The sequence below is a fragment of the Psychroserpens sp. Hel_I_66 genome, from assembly GCF_000799465.1.
Taxonomy (GTDB): Bacteria; Bacteroidota; Bacteroidia; order Flavobacteriales; family Flavobacteriaceae; genus Psychroserpens.
Map to the genome: position 1 here is coordinate 733,587 of NZ_JUGU01000001.1, position 17,187 is coordinate 750,773.

Here is a 17,187-nt window from a genome sequence, read left to right on the forward strand (position 1 = left end):
TTTAGGACATTATGCAAAATAAAATTACAAAACTGTTTTTTATATATCTATCCGTTTTATGCAGTCTTCAAACTGTTGGACAAGAATTACCACCTATTCAAAATTTTACTACGGAAAATTATAATGCGCAAAACCAGAACTGGTCTATTTCGCAAGCAGATGATAAGTACATATATATAGCCAACAATGCTGGGTTATTAGAGTACAATGGTGCAAAATGGCAATTATATCAATCACCAAACCAAACCGTATTAAGGTCTGTAGAGGTTATTGGAAACCGTATTTATACGGGATGTTACATGGAATTTGGCTATTGGGAACGCGATAATTTGGGCATCTTAGAATACACATCACTATCCCAAAAACTTAATGTTGATCTTATTGAAGACGAGCAATTCTGGAATATCATTGCACTTGATGATTGGGTTTTGTTTCAATCTTTAAATAGAATTTATATAGTAAACGTTATAGATTTATCTGTAAATACAATTGATTCTGAAACAGAACTTACCAAAATGACTGTTGAAGATGAGACAGTTTACTTTCAAAAGAAAGGTGTTGGCCTTTTTAAGATTATTAACGGAAAATCAGTTTTAGTCTCAGATGATTCAATTTTGAGAACAAATTCTATTGTTAATGTTTCTAGGCTTAAGGATAAACTATTGATACAGACTGAGGATAATGGTTTTTTCGTTCTGGAAACAAAAGGGCTAAAACAATGGGAGATTCCTGCAAATGATGTCCTATTAGAGACTAGCGTTTTTAGTAGTTTGATGCTGAATGATGGTTCTTTTGTGTTTGGAACAATCTCACACGGATTGATTTTTATGACTTCCGAAGGAGAAATAAGTTATACTATAAATCAAAATAACGGATTGATTAATAATACTGTTCTTTCAGTTTTTCAAGATTTAGATCAAGATATCTGGTTAGGGTTGGATAATGGTATAAGCTTTATAAATATAACGTCCCCATATCGTATTTTTAAAGATGACAGTGGTAAACTGGGTACTGTTTATACGTCTCTGGCATTTAAGGGTTTTTTGTATTTGGGTACAAACCAAGGTCTGTTTTATAAAAGAAAAAATAACAGTGAAGAATTTCAGTATGTAGAGGGAACAAATGGTCAAGTATGGTCATTGGAGGCAATAGATGGTAAGATATTTTGTGGTCATAATAAGGGAACAATGATTATAGATGATAATATGATTATCAATATTATTACTGATGCTATAGGAAGTTGGGGGTTTAAGAGAGTACCCAATAAACCAAATTTGGTTTTACAAGGTAATTTTAATGGTTTAAATATTTTGGAAAATTCTAATGGTAATTGGACTTTTAGAAATAAGATTGATGGTATAGATATCTCTAGCAGATTTTTTACATTTTCAAATGATCGAATTTATGTGAACCATGAATTGAAAGGGCTTTATGAATTAGAAGTAGGTGATGATTATCGTAATGTAAAGATTACAAATCGAATCGATCACATTAATTATGGTGTTGGTTCTAATGTGTTCAATTACAATGATAATATCATTTATACCTCTTCTGAAGGGGTCTTTAAGCAAAACCAAAATCGGGAATTTAAATTAGATAGTGCATTTACAAGTCTATTTACTCCCTATAATGACCTTTCAACAATGATGAAATTGAATGGTGATAAAGAAATGTTTTGGAGATTTGTAGATGATAATATCATGTTAATATCATCTGGCGCTATTAGTGATAAACCAAATACCACAATTTATCCAGTATCTAGTATTATAAGAGATGTTGTTACAGGATTTGAGAACGTTACAAAAATAAGTGATAGTGAATATCTTGTAGGAAGGTCTAATGGCTTTCTTTTAATTAACGAAAATATTGCGATACCAAATAAAAATTTTTCAGTTTCTATAAATAGGTTGGAGGTTAATGAAATTGATCAGCCTAAACAAAAATTAGATCCTACTCTAAAAGCAACATTTAGCAATCGAGAAAACAATATAAGCTTTGCATATAGCTTTGTTAATTATGGAGAAATAATCGAAAATAAATATCAGTATCAGCTCTTAGGATTGTCTGATAATTGGTCAAATTGGACAGAAGAGTCGTCACATACATTTCAAAACTTACCATTTGGCACATATACATTTAATGTAAGGGGGAAGGCGGGCAATGTCTTAACAAAAAATATAGCATCATATTCATTTACCATTAAAAGACCATTGCTTCTTTCAAACCTTGCAATTGGTTTATACATCCTAATAACGATATTGCTCTTATTTGCTATTCATTACTATTATCGAAGATACTATCGTAGTCAACAGCAAAAAGTAATTGAAAAAACAAAAAGGGAGTTAGAGCTAAAGGAGCTTGAAAATTCTAAAGAGCTAATGACTGTTAGAAATGAAAAACTAAGACAGGATATAGACCATAAAAATCGGGAACTTGCGATCTCTACAATGAGCTTGATTAAAAAGAATGAGTTTTTGAGCAATATTAAGGAAGATTTAAAAAATGCGGAATCATCTAAAGGACTTAACTCTGTCATTAAAGTAATTGACAAAAATCTTAATAATACTGACGATTGGAAATTTTTTGAAGAGGCCTTTAACAATGCAGATAAAGATTTCTTAAAAAAAGTAAAATCAAAACACCCATCACTTACACCAAACGATTTAAAACTGTGTGCATATTTAAGACTTAACCTCACATCAAAGGAAATTGCACCATTGTTAAATATCTCTCCAAAAAGTGTAGAAGTAAAGAGATATAGGCTAAGAAAAAAAATGGAACTATCACACGAGGATAGCTTAACAAATTATATTTTAGAAATCTAGAACCTATACAAGTCTATTTTTAAACGCTACATTACCACTACAATCTAGTTTATATAACTACTACAACGTTGTAGATCCTAAATTTAACATTCGCTGTATCTGTTGTTATTGTTAGAATATTTGTTAATTCTGTAAAATTTAGTGTATTTTATTGCGATGTATGTTTTTTGTATTGGTCTTTTTTATTGAATTGCTAATAAACTATATTAAATTTGGCATATAACAACTCTATAATATGACAACAAAACTTTTATCCTTATTATTTTTAGTATTTACAGCTTTTGCTTTTGGGCAACAAGTAAATGTAAAAGGAACGGTCACAGACCAAGCATTTGGGCAACCTTTGCCTGGAGTGAATGTATTGGTCAAAAATACAGCAAATGGTACTTACACAGATTTTGATGGAAATTTCGAGCTCAAAAATGTTGAAGTCAATTCAATTTTGGTTTTCACATACATAGGCTATCAAAATCAAGAGGTAGTGGTTAAAGATGGTGAAGATTTAACAGTGATTCTTGTTGAAGATACAGAGTCTCTTGATGAGGTTGTGGTTATTGGTTATGGTACACAGAAAAAACGTGACGTAACAGGATCGGTTTCTATAGTAGATTCAAAAACTTTAGATGAAATCAAGCCTATTAAAGTAGAACAAGCACTTCAGGGTACTGTTTCTGGTGTAAATGTAACAACACAATCTGGTGCTCCTGGAGCTGGACTCGATATTAGAATTAGAGGTATAGGTACAAATGGTGCTGCTGGTCCAACCGTAATTATTGATGGTTATGTAGGTGATTTAGGAGTACTAAATCCTAATGATATTGAGACCATTACGGTTCTAAAAGATGCGCAAGCAGCTATTTATGGAACTATTGGTGCAAATGGTGTTGTTTTGATTACCACCAAAAGCGGTAAGAAGGGTGCTAAAACAAAAGTGTCTTACAATACTTATACTGGATTTCAGGAAACTTCAAGAAAATTACCATTACTTAACGCAACAGAATATGCAGTTTTATTAAATGAGAGTTATGCTGCTGGTGGTCAAAATTTACCATTTCCTAACGTGACAGGTTTAGGGGTTGGTACAGATTGGCAGGAAGAAGTCTTTAATGAGAATGTACCAATTATAAGTCATGATTTTAATGTTTCTGGAGGTTCAGAGAAAATTACTTATGCGATTAGTGGTTCCCATTTATACCAGCAAGGTATTATCGCTCCAAAGAAATCAGATTTCCGAAGAAATACAGCTAGATTATCATTGGGTGCAGATATTTCAGATAAAATAAGAGTAAATGCAAATGCGATTTACACATATATAGATAGAGATAACATTAATGACTTTGGTTTGGGTTCTGTATTGTTTAACGCATTGAACACACCTTCAACATTAAGTGCGTTTGATGCTAATGGTCAACCAACCTTAGTTCCTAATACAACAGGTTTAGGGATTGAAATTATTAACCCAATTGCCCAAATTCAAAATACATTTAATGATTATGATTTAAGGAAGATTAATGGAACTGTAGGTGTGGAGTATGATATTGTTGATAATGTGACAATAACTTCACGTTTAGGTTTTAATACATCTAATAGTGAGGGTAAGACGTTTAACAAACAAATAGATTATGGAGGAAAAGTATTTGATGTGCCAAGAAGTAGTGTAAATCAAAACTCAATAAATGATAATGATTACTCTTTAGATATCTTTGGAAGTTATAAAAATCTTTTTGCGGATACGCACAATGTTGAAATTACTGTTGGAACAACAATTTATAAGCAATTCGGTAATGGCTTATTTGCAACAGGTTTTGATGTGCCAAACAATTCTTGGGAATTTGCGGACATAGCTTTAGCTGAGGGTACGAGTGAAGCACGTGACGTAGGCTCTTATGCTTATGATGAAAGACGTTTATCGTTTTTTGCTCGCGCACAATATGATTACAAAGGTAAATATTTTTTATCTGGTATGATTAGAAGAGATTTGTCAACACGTTTTGGGCCAGATAATAGAGTAGGTTATTTTCCATCTGTTACTGCTGGTTGGATTGTGTCTGATGAAGGTTTTTTTGAAAACGTAAATTCACTAAATTTTTTAAAGCTTAGAGCAAGTTATGGTATCTTGGGTAATGACCAAATTGGAAACAACGGTTATGTTAGTTTATTAAGTGGAGAAGCTACTTATATTCTAGACAACGCTTTAGTTCAAGGTGAAGCAATTGGTGTATTACCAAATCAAGATTTACAATGGGAAGAGGCTAAGAAGTTTGACGTTGGTTTGGACATGAAGTTTTTTAATAATAGAGTAGATATCACTGCAGATTATTTTATTAATGTTAGAGATAATTTATTAATTCAAAACATTCCGGTATCTGGTATAACAGGAGTATTTGCTCCAGGTAGTGGCTCGCCAACAGTTAATGCGGGTAAAGTTGAAAACAAAGGTTTTGAATTTGCGATTGGTTATAGAGATAATTTCTCTGATGATTTTAACTTCGGAATTAATTATAATTTCACAACGCTCAAAAATGAAGTTCTTGAAGTAAATAACAGTACAGGCTTCTTAGATGGTGGAGGTTTTGGCGTTGGTCAATTAGCGCCATCTAGAATGGATGTTGGTAATCCTTTAGGATATTTTTACGGATTACAAACCGACGGTATTTTTCAGAATCAAGCTGAGATTGATGCACACCCATCACAATCTGACTTAGGGGTAGGTGCTGCACCCGGAGATATTCGCTTTGTTGATGTCAATGGTGATGGTAATATTGATGCAAATGATAGAACAAATATTGGAGATCCAATCCCAGATATAACAATGGGACTTAATCTAACCTTTAATTACAAGGGGTTTGATTTTATAGCTTACACTTTTGCGTCAATAGGTAATGACATGGTTCGTAATTACGAACGTACATTGACAGATGTGAACAGACTTAATTATGTACTGGGTCGCTGGACAGGTGAGGGAACTAGTAATACAGTGCCAAGAGTCACAACAGCAGCCACAACAAATAATGTGTTTTCAGACTATTTTGTGGAAGATGCTTCCTATTTAAGAATTCAAAATATCCAATTAGGTTACACATTACCTATAACATTTACCGAGAAATTTAGTATCTCTAAAGTTCGCGTTTATGGCGGTGTAAATAACCTATATACATTTACAAAATATAAAGGTTTTGATCCAGGTGCTTCCAATGGAGCTCCAATTGGAGGAGGAATCGATTCAGGATTCTATCCAATCCCAAGAACATATCTAGTAGGTTTAAACCTTAACTTTTAATTAATGATTAAGATGAAAAATAAATTAACGAACATAATAGCGGTCTTTACCATTTTATTTGCAGTCTCTGGTTGTACAGATGACTTTATAGAAAGACCAATCCCTTACTCAATAGATTCAGAAAGTTATTTCAATTCTGAAGAAGAATACTACAACGCATTAATTGGTGCCTATGATTTATTGCAGTCAACATATGCAAATGTAATTTTGGGTGAGATTGCCTCAAATAATACATTATGTGGCGGTGAAAGTGCTACAGATGTTATTGGATGGCAACAAGTAGATGATATGATCCATACACCAGTTAACAGCAACTTGAAAGACATATGGAACTGGATGTTTGCTGGAGTTAACAGGGCAAATTATATTTTAGAATTTCAGGATAAAACAGATTTTGAAGGTAAGGAAATCATCATTGCAGAAGCACGTTTTTTAAGAGCTTACTATTATTTTGAATTGGTAAAATGGTTTGGTCCAGTTCCTTTAAAAGAAACAAGATTTCAACTTGAAGATGAAACTATAATACCAAGAAGTCCTGTAGAAGATGTGTACGCCCTAATTGAAAGCGACTTAATTTATGCTTCGAATACACTAAGCTACACAGCTCCCCAAATTGGAAGAGCGACAAAGGGTTCTGCGGAAGCATTACTTGGAAAAGCATACTTGTATCAAGAAAAATTCTCTGATGCTGCAATAGTTTTAGAAAATTTAATACAAAATGGACCATATGATTTAGTAACAGATTATGATACCATATTTGAAAGCGCAGGAGAAAATGGAATTGAATCTGTTTTTGAAGTTCAATATACAGACGTAGAAGGTGCTAGTTTTGATTGTTTACAATGTAGTGAGGGTAATGTAGCAGTTGGTTTTAGTGGTGTAAGGAATTTTGATGGGCCAAAGTTTAGTCCTGGATTTAGTTTCAATGTTCCTACACAAGATGCAGTTGATGAGTTTGAAGAAAATGATGTACGAAAAGAGGTAGCTATTCTTGATATTGAAGCTTTTGTTGCTAACAACCCAAGTTGGGTAAATAACGATGGCGAATTAGGAGTGCTTTATGGTATAGGTTATGAACATACAGGATATTTCAATAGAAAATATTTACCTAGAAAAAGAAGTGTTAATGTTGCAGGTGATGTAAATCTTACAAACCCAAATAATTATAGAGCAATACGTTTCGCAGATGTTTTATTAATGGCTGCTGAAGCTTTTAATAGAGGTTCTATAAGTGATGATAAAGCAAGGTTATATTTAAATAGAGTTCGTACAAGAGCAACTTTAGATGATGTAACGTCATCAGGTAATGCATTAACGGATGCTATTTATGATGAAAGACGAGTAGAGCTTCTTGGTGAAGGACATCAGTTCTTTGATCTTGTAAGAACAGGTCGAGGAAATCAAATTGATGGATTTTCAGCAAACAAAAATGAATTGTTCCCAGTACCTTTTGAAGAGATTCAATTTTCAAACGGAAACTGGCAACAAAACCCAGGATACTAAAAAAATAAAAATTGAGAAATATGAAAATAGTAAAGTATGTATTAAGTATTTGTCTTGTGGCATTAGCAGTCTATAGCTGCTCACAAGATGATGACAACACAGATTTTGTTGATAGCATTGAGGCTCCAATAAATATCTCTGCAAATGTAGTCGTAACTCAAGACAACACAGGTTTGGTGACCATAACACCTCTAGGTGAAGGTGTTACTAACTATGTTATTGGTTTTGGTGATGGATCTGACAATTCTAGTTCAATCCAACCAGGAAATAGTGTAACCCATGTTTACGAAGAAGGATCTTATGATGTTTCTATAATAGCTAACGGTTTAAATGGTTTATCTACTACTGCAACTCAGTCAATAGTGGTTTCATTTCAAGCTCCAGAAAATTTGGAAGTAACTATTGAAAATGATATTGCAATTTCAAAAAAGGTCAATGTAATGGCTTCAGCAGATTTTGCCTTATCCTATGAGGTTGATTTCGGACAAGCGGGTTCAACTCCAGTAATGGGAAATATTGATGAAACAGTATCTTTTATATATGATGAGCCTGGAACTTATACAATCACAGTTACAGCATTTAGTGCAGCCATTGAAACCTTAACTTATACAGAGGAATTTCTGGTAACGGAAATATTGGCTCCCCTAATGGCTGCGCCTTCACCTCCCTCAAGAGATGCTTCAGATGTAGTTTCAATATTTAGTGATGCCTATACAGATGTTACTTTAAATGAATTACCTACAACATGGTCATCAACAATATTTAATACTGCGACAGTTGCGGGTAATAATGTTTGGCAATTATCAAACTTGGATTTTTTAGGTATCGTAACAAATTATGATACGGGAATAGACCTTTCCAATATGGAGACAATGCATATTGATTATTGGGTTCCTTCTGGTGAAACTAATGAACTATTAGTTAAAATTGTAAATACTGTAGATGGAGGAGAAGCAGAGCAATCTTTAGGTGAAACAATTTCAGGTTCTTGGCAAAGTATTGATTTGGATATGTCTGGTTTTGAAAGCGGTGATTTATCAAATACAAATATAATTACCCAACTACTCATAGATTCTAATGGTCTTTCTGAAACAGTTTTTATTGATAATTTTTATTTCTACAGAGCATCTACCACGGGACCTGGATTTGATGATGGTTTGCTAACAAATGGGGATTTTGAAAACGGGAGTGATTCTTGGATAATTGGAGTAGATGACTCAAGTTCTGCTCCAGTGGTTACAAATGCAGGAAACACATATTATTCTGTCGATGTAACCGCAGCAGGTCAGCCTTTTGACGTCAACGTAAGTCAAAAACTTGAAATTGTTCAAGGATTGACCTATACATTGTCTTTTGATGCTTGGTCTGATGTAAATAGATCAATTATAGCAGGTATTGGTCTTAGTGGAGGTGATTTTTCAAATACGAGTGAAACTGTGAATATAAACAGCACAGTAACAAATTATACTCTTACTTTAACTGCAGCAGGATTTGGGGCTCTAGATGCCCGAGTATTATTTGATTTAGGAGCTGAAATTGGAATGGTTAATATTGATAATGTATCTCTAAATATTGCTACAAATAACTTATTGACAAATGGGGATTTTGAAAACGGAAGTGATTCATGGATCATTGGAGTAGATGATTCAAGTCCAGCACCTGTAGTAACAGTTGGTAGTAATACTTATTACTCTGTCGATGTAACTGCTGCTGGCCAACCGTTTGATGTCAACGTTAGTCAAAAACTTGAAATCATACAGGACGAAACTTACACATTGACGTTTGACGCATGGTCTGATGTAAATAGATCTATTATAGCAGGTATTGGACTTAGTGGAGGGGATTTTTCTAATAATAGCGAGACTGTAAATATAACTCCAACAGTAACTAATTTTACACTTACATTAACTGCTGGAGGATTTGGAGCGCCCGATGCTCGAGTTTTGTTTGATTTAGGAGCAGAAATTGGAATGGTCAATATAGATAATGTCGTACTAACAATAAATTAGAGAAAAAGTAACTCTATAAAATCACTTTAAACAATAAAAAAAAATTGATATGAAAAATATAATAAAAATAACCACTCTAATCTTTACACTTGCATTTTTTGTAGGTTGTCAGGATGATGATGTTCAAATTGGAGACATCACTGCTCCATCAAACTTAACTATAACTGCTGAAGTTCTTGGAGTTGATGCAGATAATCCAAATGGTGATGGTAGCGGATTAGTAAAATTAACTGCATCTGCAGATAATGCTTTAAGCTACAATTTCCAATTTGGAGATGGTTTAGAAGCAGTAGTGCCTTCTGGTATTGATACGCACCGTTATAGTATCGTAGGTCTAAATACTTACACAGTAGTCGTAAGCGCTATTGGATCTGGAGGCATTGCAACAACGCAAACAATTGATGTTGAAGTATTCAGTTCTTTCGATGATTTAGAAGCTAAAGAATTATTATCTGGAGGTATTGGTTCATCAAAAACATGGTATCTAGATGCATCTGTACAAGGACACTTAGGAGTTGGAGGTACAATGGCTAGTGCTCCTGATTCTTTTTGGTTTCCATCATTTTATGCTGCTCAACCTTTTGAGAAATGTGGTGATCCAATTTCAGATTGTTTATGTGATGATGTGTTTACTTTTAGTCTTGATGCTAGTGAGCAATTAACATTTGAGCTGGATAATAACGGACAAACATTTTTTAACGCAGGTCATCAAGGTGTAATTGGCGAGAATGCTGGTGAAGATGCATGTTTTGATTTTGATACTTCAGGAACAAGTGTAGTATCCTTATCGCCAACAGCTTTTGATTGGTCGGTAGTTCCAGATCCAGATTTCAATGGAAGGGGAACAAGTATGAATTTTTCTGGTGGAAAATTTATGGGTTACTACGTATCTTCTTCTACCTATGAAATTATTGAAGTAACCAACAGTTCACTTTATGTGAGAACTATAGATGGTAATGATCCAGGATTATATTGGTACCATAAATTTACAACGACTTTACCTTCCGAAGAGTTCAATTCAATTTATAATGATTTGGATTGGTCTGATGAATTTGATATTAATGGAGCGCCAAATTCTGAAAATTGGACATATGACCTCGGTGCAGGCGGTTGGGGAAACTCAGAGCTTCAAACCTATACAAATAATGCTGAAAATGTAATCGTTGAAGACGGTTTCTTAAAAATAACAGCTAAGGCTGATGGTAGCGGATATACTTCTGCACGACTAAAGTCTGAAAATCTATATGAGTTTACCTACGGAAGAGTAGAAGTAAGAGCAAAATTACCAGCAGCAACAGGTACTTGGCCAGCAATTTGGTCTCTTGGTGCAGATTACGAAACTAATACATGGCCAGGTTGTGGTGAAATGGATATCATGGAGCAAAAAGGACAAGATAAAAATACGGTTCTTGCAACTGTTCATCACCCTGCGGTTTCTCCAGGAGCTGGTGATTCAGCAAGTACGGTATTGACAACATCAACTACAGAATTTCATAACTACACAATGGAGTGGACTCCAGACACGATTACATTTTTAGTCGATGACAATGTGTTTCATACAATCGTAAACTCACCAGATTTACCTTTTGAAAGCGACTTTTTCTTGATAATGAATGTAGCAATGGGTGGCACATTAGGAGGAACTGTAGATCCCGGATTTACTCAAGATTCTATGGAAATTGATTATGTAAGAGTATACAAATAATATGAAGCACTTTATAACATCTCTTTTCGTTCTATTACTTCTACTATCTAGTTCATCTTGTATAGAAAAGGTTTTTGCGAAAGATTCATCCATTGGTATTGATGATAATAAAGCATTGTCAATAAATGATAAAGTCAATGCGCTTTTATTAAAAATGACCTTAGAAGAAAAAATAGGTCAGATGAATCAATACAATGGCTTTTGGGATTTAACGGGTCCAACACCTAAAGATGGTGATGCAGCTAAGAAGTATGATCATCTAAAAAAAGGATATGTTGGCTCAATGCTTAATGTTAGAGGTGTTAAAGAGGTAATGTCTGTACAAAAAATCGCTGTCGAGGAAACACGATTGGGCATTCCTCTTATAATAGGTTTTGATGTTATTCACGGTTACAAAACAATAAGTCCAATTCCGTTAGCAGAGTCTGCAAGTTGGGATTTAGAAGCTATAAAAATGTCTGCACATGTTGCTGCTGAAGAATCTGCAGCTGCAGGAATAAACTGGACGTTTGCACCAATGGTGGATATTTCTAGAGATGCACGATGGGGAAGAGTGATGGAAGGTGCTGGTGAAGATCCCTATTTAGGTTCTAAAATTGGAGTCGCTCGCGTAGAGGGATTCCAAGGAGACGACTTATCTGCTTATAACACTATTGCAGCTTGTGCCAAGCATTTCGCTGGATATGGTTTTGCAGAGGCAGGACGAGATTATAATACTGTAGATGTAGGGACGTCAACCTTAAATAATATCATATTTCCCCCGTTTAGAGCAGCTAACGAGGCAGGAGTTAAAACATTTATGAATTCGTTTAACGAACTTAATGGTGTACCTGCAACGGGAGATAAATATTTACAAAGAGATATTTTAAAAGGAGAATGGGGTTTTGAAGGTTTTGTAGTTTCAGATTGGGGATCAATCACAGAGATGATTGCTCATGGTCACGCAAAGGATGGTACACAAGCAGCAGAAATTGCTATTAAAGCAGGTTCTGATATGGATATGGAATCCTACCTTTATGTTGAAGAACTGGCTAAATTAGTAAAGGACGGTAAAGTTGATGAAGAATTAATTAATGATGCTGCCAGAAGAATTCTTACAGTCAAATTTGAATTAGGCTTGTTTGATGATCCTTATAAATATTTGGATGAAGCAAGAGAAAAAGAATTCACTGGCCAACAGAAATATCACGACGCTGTTCTTGATATGGCTAAAAAATCTATAGTACTTCTTAAAAATGAAAACAATCTCTTACCATTAAAAAAAGATGGACAAAAGATTGCTGTTATTGGTGCTTTGGCAAATGATAATACAAGTCCTTTAGGAAGTTGGAGAATTGCTGCAGATGATAGTACAGCTGTAACAGTTCTTGAAGGTTTAAAGGCATATAGCGGAAATCAAATTACATATGCTAAGGGTGCAGATGTCACTATCGGTGAGACCAAATTTGTAACCGAGCTTAAAATCAATACAACAGATAAAAGTGGATTTCCAGAAGCGATTTCCGAAGCAGAAAAAGCAGATGTTGTTATTATGGTTTTAGGCGAACATGGATTGCAAAGTGGAGAAGGTAGAAGTAGAACAGAATTAGATTTGCCAGGTGTACAGCAAGATTTACTTGAAGCTGTTTACAAAGTCAATAAGAATATTGTCTTGGTCTTAAATAACGGAAGACCTTTGACCATAACCTGGGCAGACGAGAATATACCGGCAATAGTTGAGGCCTGGCATTTAGGTACCCAAAGCGGAAACGCAATTGCACAAGTACTTTATGGTGATTACAACCCAAGTGGGAAATTGCCTATGACCTTCCCAAGACGAGTTGGTCAAGTACCATTATATTACAATTATAAAAGCACGGGTAGACCAGTTTTACCAGCTCCAGATATTGTTTTTTGGTCACATTATCAAGATGAAGAAAATGGTGCTTTATATCCGTTTGGTCATGGATTGAGCTATACAAGTTTTGAATATTCAGACTTAGTTGTAGATATAAAGTCGTCAAAAGAAGTTGTTGTTTCTTTTAATCTTAAAAACACAGGAAAAGTAAAGGGTAAAGAAGTTGTACAATTATATATTCAAGATTTATATGCCAGTGTAACAAGACCTGTTAAAGAGTTAAAAGGATTTGAATTGGTTGAACTAGAACCTAATCAATCAAAGAATATCTCAATGACACTTACTGATAAAGAACTTGGTTTCTATGATAATCAAGGTAATTTTATTTTTGAATCTGGTGATTTTAAAATCTTTGTTGGAGGAAGTTCTAAAACATTACTCGAAAAGAAAATCGAATTAGAATAATGAAGAAAATCACATTCATATTGCTTTTGTTTGTGAGTTTTGCTTCATGCCAAAAAGAGGAGTCTAAATCTATATTTTTTGAGGATCAATTTGATGGAACCTCACTAAATATGAATTCTTGGAATTACGAATTAGGTGACGGTTGTCCAGAACTTTGCGGTTGGGGAAACAATGAAAAGCAAACTTATATTGAAGAAAATATAAGTGTCAAGGATGGGAAGTTAATCATCAAGGCGACAAAAGGGGCTGATACATATTACTCAGGTAAGATCACTACCAAAAACAAAGTAGAATTCAAATATGGTACGGTTGAAGTAAGAGCAAAATTACCCCAGGGCAAAGGCATTTGGCCAGCTATTTGGATGTTGGGCAATGATATAGATCAAAAAGGTTGGCCACTGTGTGGTGAAATCGATATTATGGAATATGTTGGTAAGGCACCAAATGAAATCCATACAACACTCCATACAGCAGATAGTTTTGGCCAATCAGAAAATACTAAAGTAACGACCCATAAAGAAATAGAAGAAGGGTTTCATATTTACAAAAGCATCTGGAGTAAAAAAAGCATTGAGTTCTTTATCGATAATGAACGCGTTTATACATTTTCTCCGGAAACAAAAAATAATAAAACCTGGCCTTTTGATAAACCCTTTTATGTGATATTGAATATGGCCATTGGAGGAAATTTTGGAGGTCCGGAAGTGGATGAATCAATCTTTCCACAAGAGTTTATTATAGATTATATTACTATTTATTAACAATTAAAAATTTGAAAATTATGAAAAAAAACTACATTCTTATTGCTATTATGTTAATTGCTTTATTACCAGTAACAGCCCAAACAGCAATTGATTTTGATGCTACTAACTTTTCTTCACCAGACGATGGAGGAAGCGGAGGAGCCTTTATGAACGTTTTTGACAATCCTAAAAATGGTACTATTGGTGGTTTTCAATTTGGTTCTGGATGGGGAATTCCAGATTTAGTGGCTATTTTAGACACAAATGCAAATACAGTAACCCTAAAACCAAATAGAATTGGTGATCCAGATGCTTACTGGCAAACAGCGGGAGTTTTGGAAGGGAACAAAATTATGGATGCCAATCTCTTTATTCAAAATGATGCTTTGGTTGGTACTTCTTTCTCATTTACTGGAGATGTTGTTTCCAATACAATTGATGATTCTGGTTTAAGTATTCCGTATGATGCTACTGCTTTTATAAAAGTGTTTAACGCCGATTTTTCTGGGGTTATCGGTTCAGATATTGCTGATTTGTCAACTTCAGGTGAATTCGCTTTAAGTATGGACGCAACAGCGTTTCCTGCAGATTCTCATGTGCAATATGGTTTTCAGTTCATTGGACCAAATTTAAGTTCAGATGCATCATTTGATGCAGCTTATGATGCAGTAGGCAGTATCGTTATTCAACCTGCAACATTGAGTGTTGATGATTTCAACACAAGTCAATTTTCTGTATTTCCAAATCCAGCAAAAAACAATTGGACGATCAATGCAAACAGCACGATTAAGTCTGTTCAAGTGTATGACATTTTAGGTAAGCGAGTAGTATCAATGAGCACGTCTAGTAATAACGTAAATATTGATGCAACCAATCTTACAACTGGGATGTATATTGCTCAAATTACTTCGGAAAATGGAAGTAAAAATATAAAATTGGTCAAGAAATAAGCTACATAATTAATACTAATCACATTGAAAAAGCCATACTTGTTTTTTTGAGTATGGCCTTTTTAGTTTAATCCATTTAACATTAAAACTTTATATTATGAAAAAAATTACACTTTTATCAGTGCTCATGATGATAACCTCCATAGGGTTTTCTCAAACATTACCTTACACCTTTGATGAGTCTACAGATCCATCTTATTATTTTACTGGCTTTGATGTCGGTTTTTCGCTTGCAACAGACCCAGAGGATGCTTCAAATCCTGTTGGCCAAATAACAGGAAATGGAAGCAATTTTGATACGCTCCAAACTATTGGTTTACTTGAAGAGAATATTGATCTTTCAGACGATAGTAATAATACAATCACATTTAGATGGAGAGCAGTAAACGGAACAGGGAGTGGCTCTCACTTACTAAAGTTCGAGTTAGATGGCAATAATCCAGTCGAGTTACCTTTTACATCTACAGGTACAGGTTGGCAGACAATTTCATTAGACTTTGGGCCAGGTTTAGGGATTTATAATAATTTAATCATATTTCCAGATTTTGGTAATACAGGAAATGATGTTTACTTGATTGATGACTTAGCTGGTGGTACTAACGTTGCGCCACCACCTCCTGCAACCGCAGCATTTCCAATAGATTTTGAATCTGCAGAAGATACATTCAATTGTTTTGATTGCGGTTTCAGTATTGTTACTGATAGTGGTGATAATGTTGGCTCTATTACTGGAGGTGCATTTGAATTTGATACTGCTCAGTTACCATTAGGAACATTATTAGATTTATCAGATGATTCTAACAACACAATTACGTTTAGAATCAAGCCAGTTAATGGCACAGGTAGTGGCTCTCACTTATTAAAATTTGAATTAGGTTCAAGCACAACTGAGCTTCCTTTTACAACAACAGGTACCGATTGGCAAGACATTTCTATAGATTTCCCTGCAGGACTTGGAACTTACGATTTGGTGGTTATATTTCCAGATTTCAACAATACAGCAGTAGATACCTATTTAATTGATGATATTGCAGGTGGTACAAATGTAGTGCCTCTTGAAGATCCAGAAGCAGCTCCAATTCCAAATGCACCAAATGGAGAGGTATATAGCATTTACAATGATACCAATGGCTATACTACAATATTTCCAGTTCAATATCCTTTTGGGACTTTGGGAGGAGAGCCAGATTTAGATCCGGGAACAGGTGTAAATACAGCTTTAAAATTTGATTTCAATTTTGCTGGATACGGACAAGGAGAAGGTGGACCAGATGATGTTTCTGCTTATGGATTCGTCAATTTTAACTATTGGGCAGAACCAGGTATTCCAGGATTTCAATTTAGAATGATAAGCAATAATGGAGGTGTTACAGAGCATACTTATGAAATCGGAACTCAGGAAGCAGTGGTAACCGGTCAATGGACACAAGTTTCAATTCCTATGTCTTATTTTACTGGGATAGGATTTTCAAGTGCAAACTTTTTCCAGTGGAAGTGTGATCCATTCATGCAACAAACTGCTCAAGGAGGTATCGTTTATATTGATAACATCATACTCACATTAAATCCATTATCAGTAGATGAATTTAACACATCCCAATTTACTGTGTTTCCTAATCCAGCAAAAGACAAATGGGGAATTAATGGAACCAAGATCATCAAAACAATTACTCTTTTTGATGTCTCCGGAAAACAAGTATCAACTATAAGTCCAAATAATAATGAAGCACAAATTGATGCTTCAAAATTAAATTCGGGTATATATTTTGCTAAGATTAATTCAGAAAACGGAACCGAAACTATCAAATTAATTAAAAATTAATTATTAAGTTTAATTATAAAAAAAAGAGTGTATTTTTATAAAGTACAC

General features: G+C 34.4%; 9 protein-coding genes. All 9 read left to right on the plus strand.

Annotated features, from left to right (window positions below; translation table 11 throughout):
* Positions 1–11 precede the first annotated feature (11 nt).
* The 9 genes from GQ40_RS03415 to GQ40_RS03460 all read left to right on the plus strand — a co-directional run bounded on the left by GQ40_RS03415 (position 12) and on the right by GQ40_RS03460 (position 17,139).
* Complete coding sequence (locus tag GQ40_RS03415) at positions 12–2,825, plus strand: triple tyrosine motif-containing protein (protein ID WP_047545765.1); 2,814 nt, start codon at positions 12–14, stop codon at positions 2,823–2,825.
* Positions 2,826–3,060: 235 nt separating this feature from the next.
* A complete protein-coding gene (locus GQ40_RS03420; protein ID WP_047545767.1) occupies positions 3,061–6,105 on the plus strand; it encodes a SusC/RagA family TonB-linked outer membrane protein in 3,045 nt (1,014 codons plus the stop codon).
* 12 nt (positions 6,106–6,117) lie between these two features.
* Positions 6,118–7,608 (plus strand): RagB/SusD family nutrient uptake outer membrane protein, encoded by a 1,491-nt coding sequence (locus GQ40_RS03425; RefSeq protein ID WP_047545768.1) that lies wholly within the window; start codon positions 6,118–6,120, stop codon positions 7,606–7,608.
* A gap of 20 nt (positions 7,609–7,628) precedes the next feature.
* Entirely contained in the window at positions 7,629–9,617 is a 1,989-nt protein-coding gene (locus GQ40_RS17795) for a carbohydrate binding domain-containing protein (RefSeq protein WP_052184134.1), read from the plus strand.
* Between the two features lie 49 nt (positions 9,618–9,666).
* Entirely contained in the window at positions 9,667–11,322 is a 1,656-nt protein-coding gene (locus GQ40_RS03440; protein WP_047545770.1) for a family 16 glycosylhydrolase, read from the plus strand.
* Position 11,323: 1 nt separating this feature from the next.
* Positions 11,324–13,624 (plus strand): beta-glucosidase BglX, encoded by a 2,301-nt coding sequence (gene bglX / locus GQ40_RS03445; RefSeq protein WP_047545772.1) that lies wholly within the window; start codon positions 11,324–11,326, stop codon positions 13,622–13,624.
* Positions 13,624–14,385, plus strand: a complete 762-nt coding sequence (locus GQ40_RS03450) for a family 16 glycosylhydrolase (protein WP_047545774.1) — start codon at positions 13,624–13,626, stop codon at positions 14,383–14,385. The genes bglX and GQ40_RS03450 overlap by 1 nt, the downstream gene beginning before the upstream one ends.
* Before the next feature lie 20 nt (positions 14,386–14,405).
* Positions 14,406–15,317, plus strand: coding sequence for a T9SS type A sorting domain-containing protein (locus GQ40_RS03455; RefSeq protein ID WP_047545776.1), 912 nt, complete (start codon positions 14,406–14,408; stop codon positions 15,315–15,317).
* A gap of 97 nt (positions 15,318–15,414) precedes the next feature.
* Positions 15,415–17,139, plus strand: coding sequence for a T9SS type A sorting domain-containing protein (locus GQ40_RS03460; RefSeq protein WP_047545778.1), 1,725 nt, complete (start codon positions 15,415–15,417; stop codon positions 17,137–17,139).
* Positions 17,140–17,187: the final 48 nt, after the last annotated feature.

Excerpts from the sequence above, each read along its gene's own strand:
- GQ40_RS03415 (WP_047545765.1), top strand. The coding sequence starts at position 12 with ATGCAAAATAAAATTACAAAACTGTTTTTTATATATCTATCCGTTTTA.
- GQ40_RS03420 (WP_047545767.1), top strand. The coding sequence starts at position 3,061 with ATGACAACAAAACTTTTATCCTTATTATTTTTAGTATTTACAGCTTTT.
- GQ40_RS03425 (WP_047545768.1), top strand. The coding sequence starts at position 6,118 with ATGAAAAATAAATTAACGAACATAATAGCGGTCTTTACCATTTTATTT.
- GQ40_RS17795 (WP_052184134.1), top strand. The coding sequence starts at position 7,629 with ATGAAAATAGTAAAGTATGTATTAAGTATTTGTCTTGTGGCATTAGCA.
- GQ40_RS03440 (WP_047545770.1), top strand. The coding sequence starts at position 9,667 with ATGAAAAATATAATAAAAATAACCACTCTAATCTTTACACTTGCATTT.
- bglX (WP_047545772.1), top strand. The coding sequence starts at position 11,324 with ATGAAGCACTTTATAACATCTCTTTTCGTTCTATTACTTCTACTATCT.
- GQ40_RS03450 (WP_047545774.1), top strand. The coding sequence starts at position 13,624 with ATGAAGAAAATCACATTCATATTGCTTTTGTTTGTGAGTTTTGCTTCA.
- GQ40_RS03455 (WP_047545776.1), top strand. The coding sequence starts at position 14,406 with ATGAAAAAAAACTACATTCTTATTGCTATTATGTTAATTGCTTTATTA.
- GQ40_RS03460 (WP_047545778.1), top strand. The coding sequence starts at position 15,415 with ATGAAAAAAATTACACTTTTATCAGTGCTCATGATGATAACCTCCATA.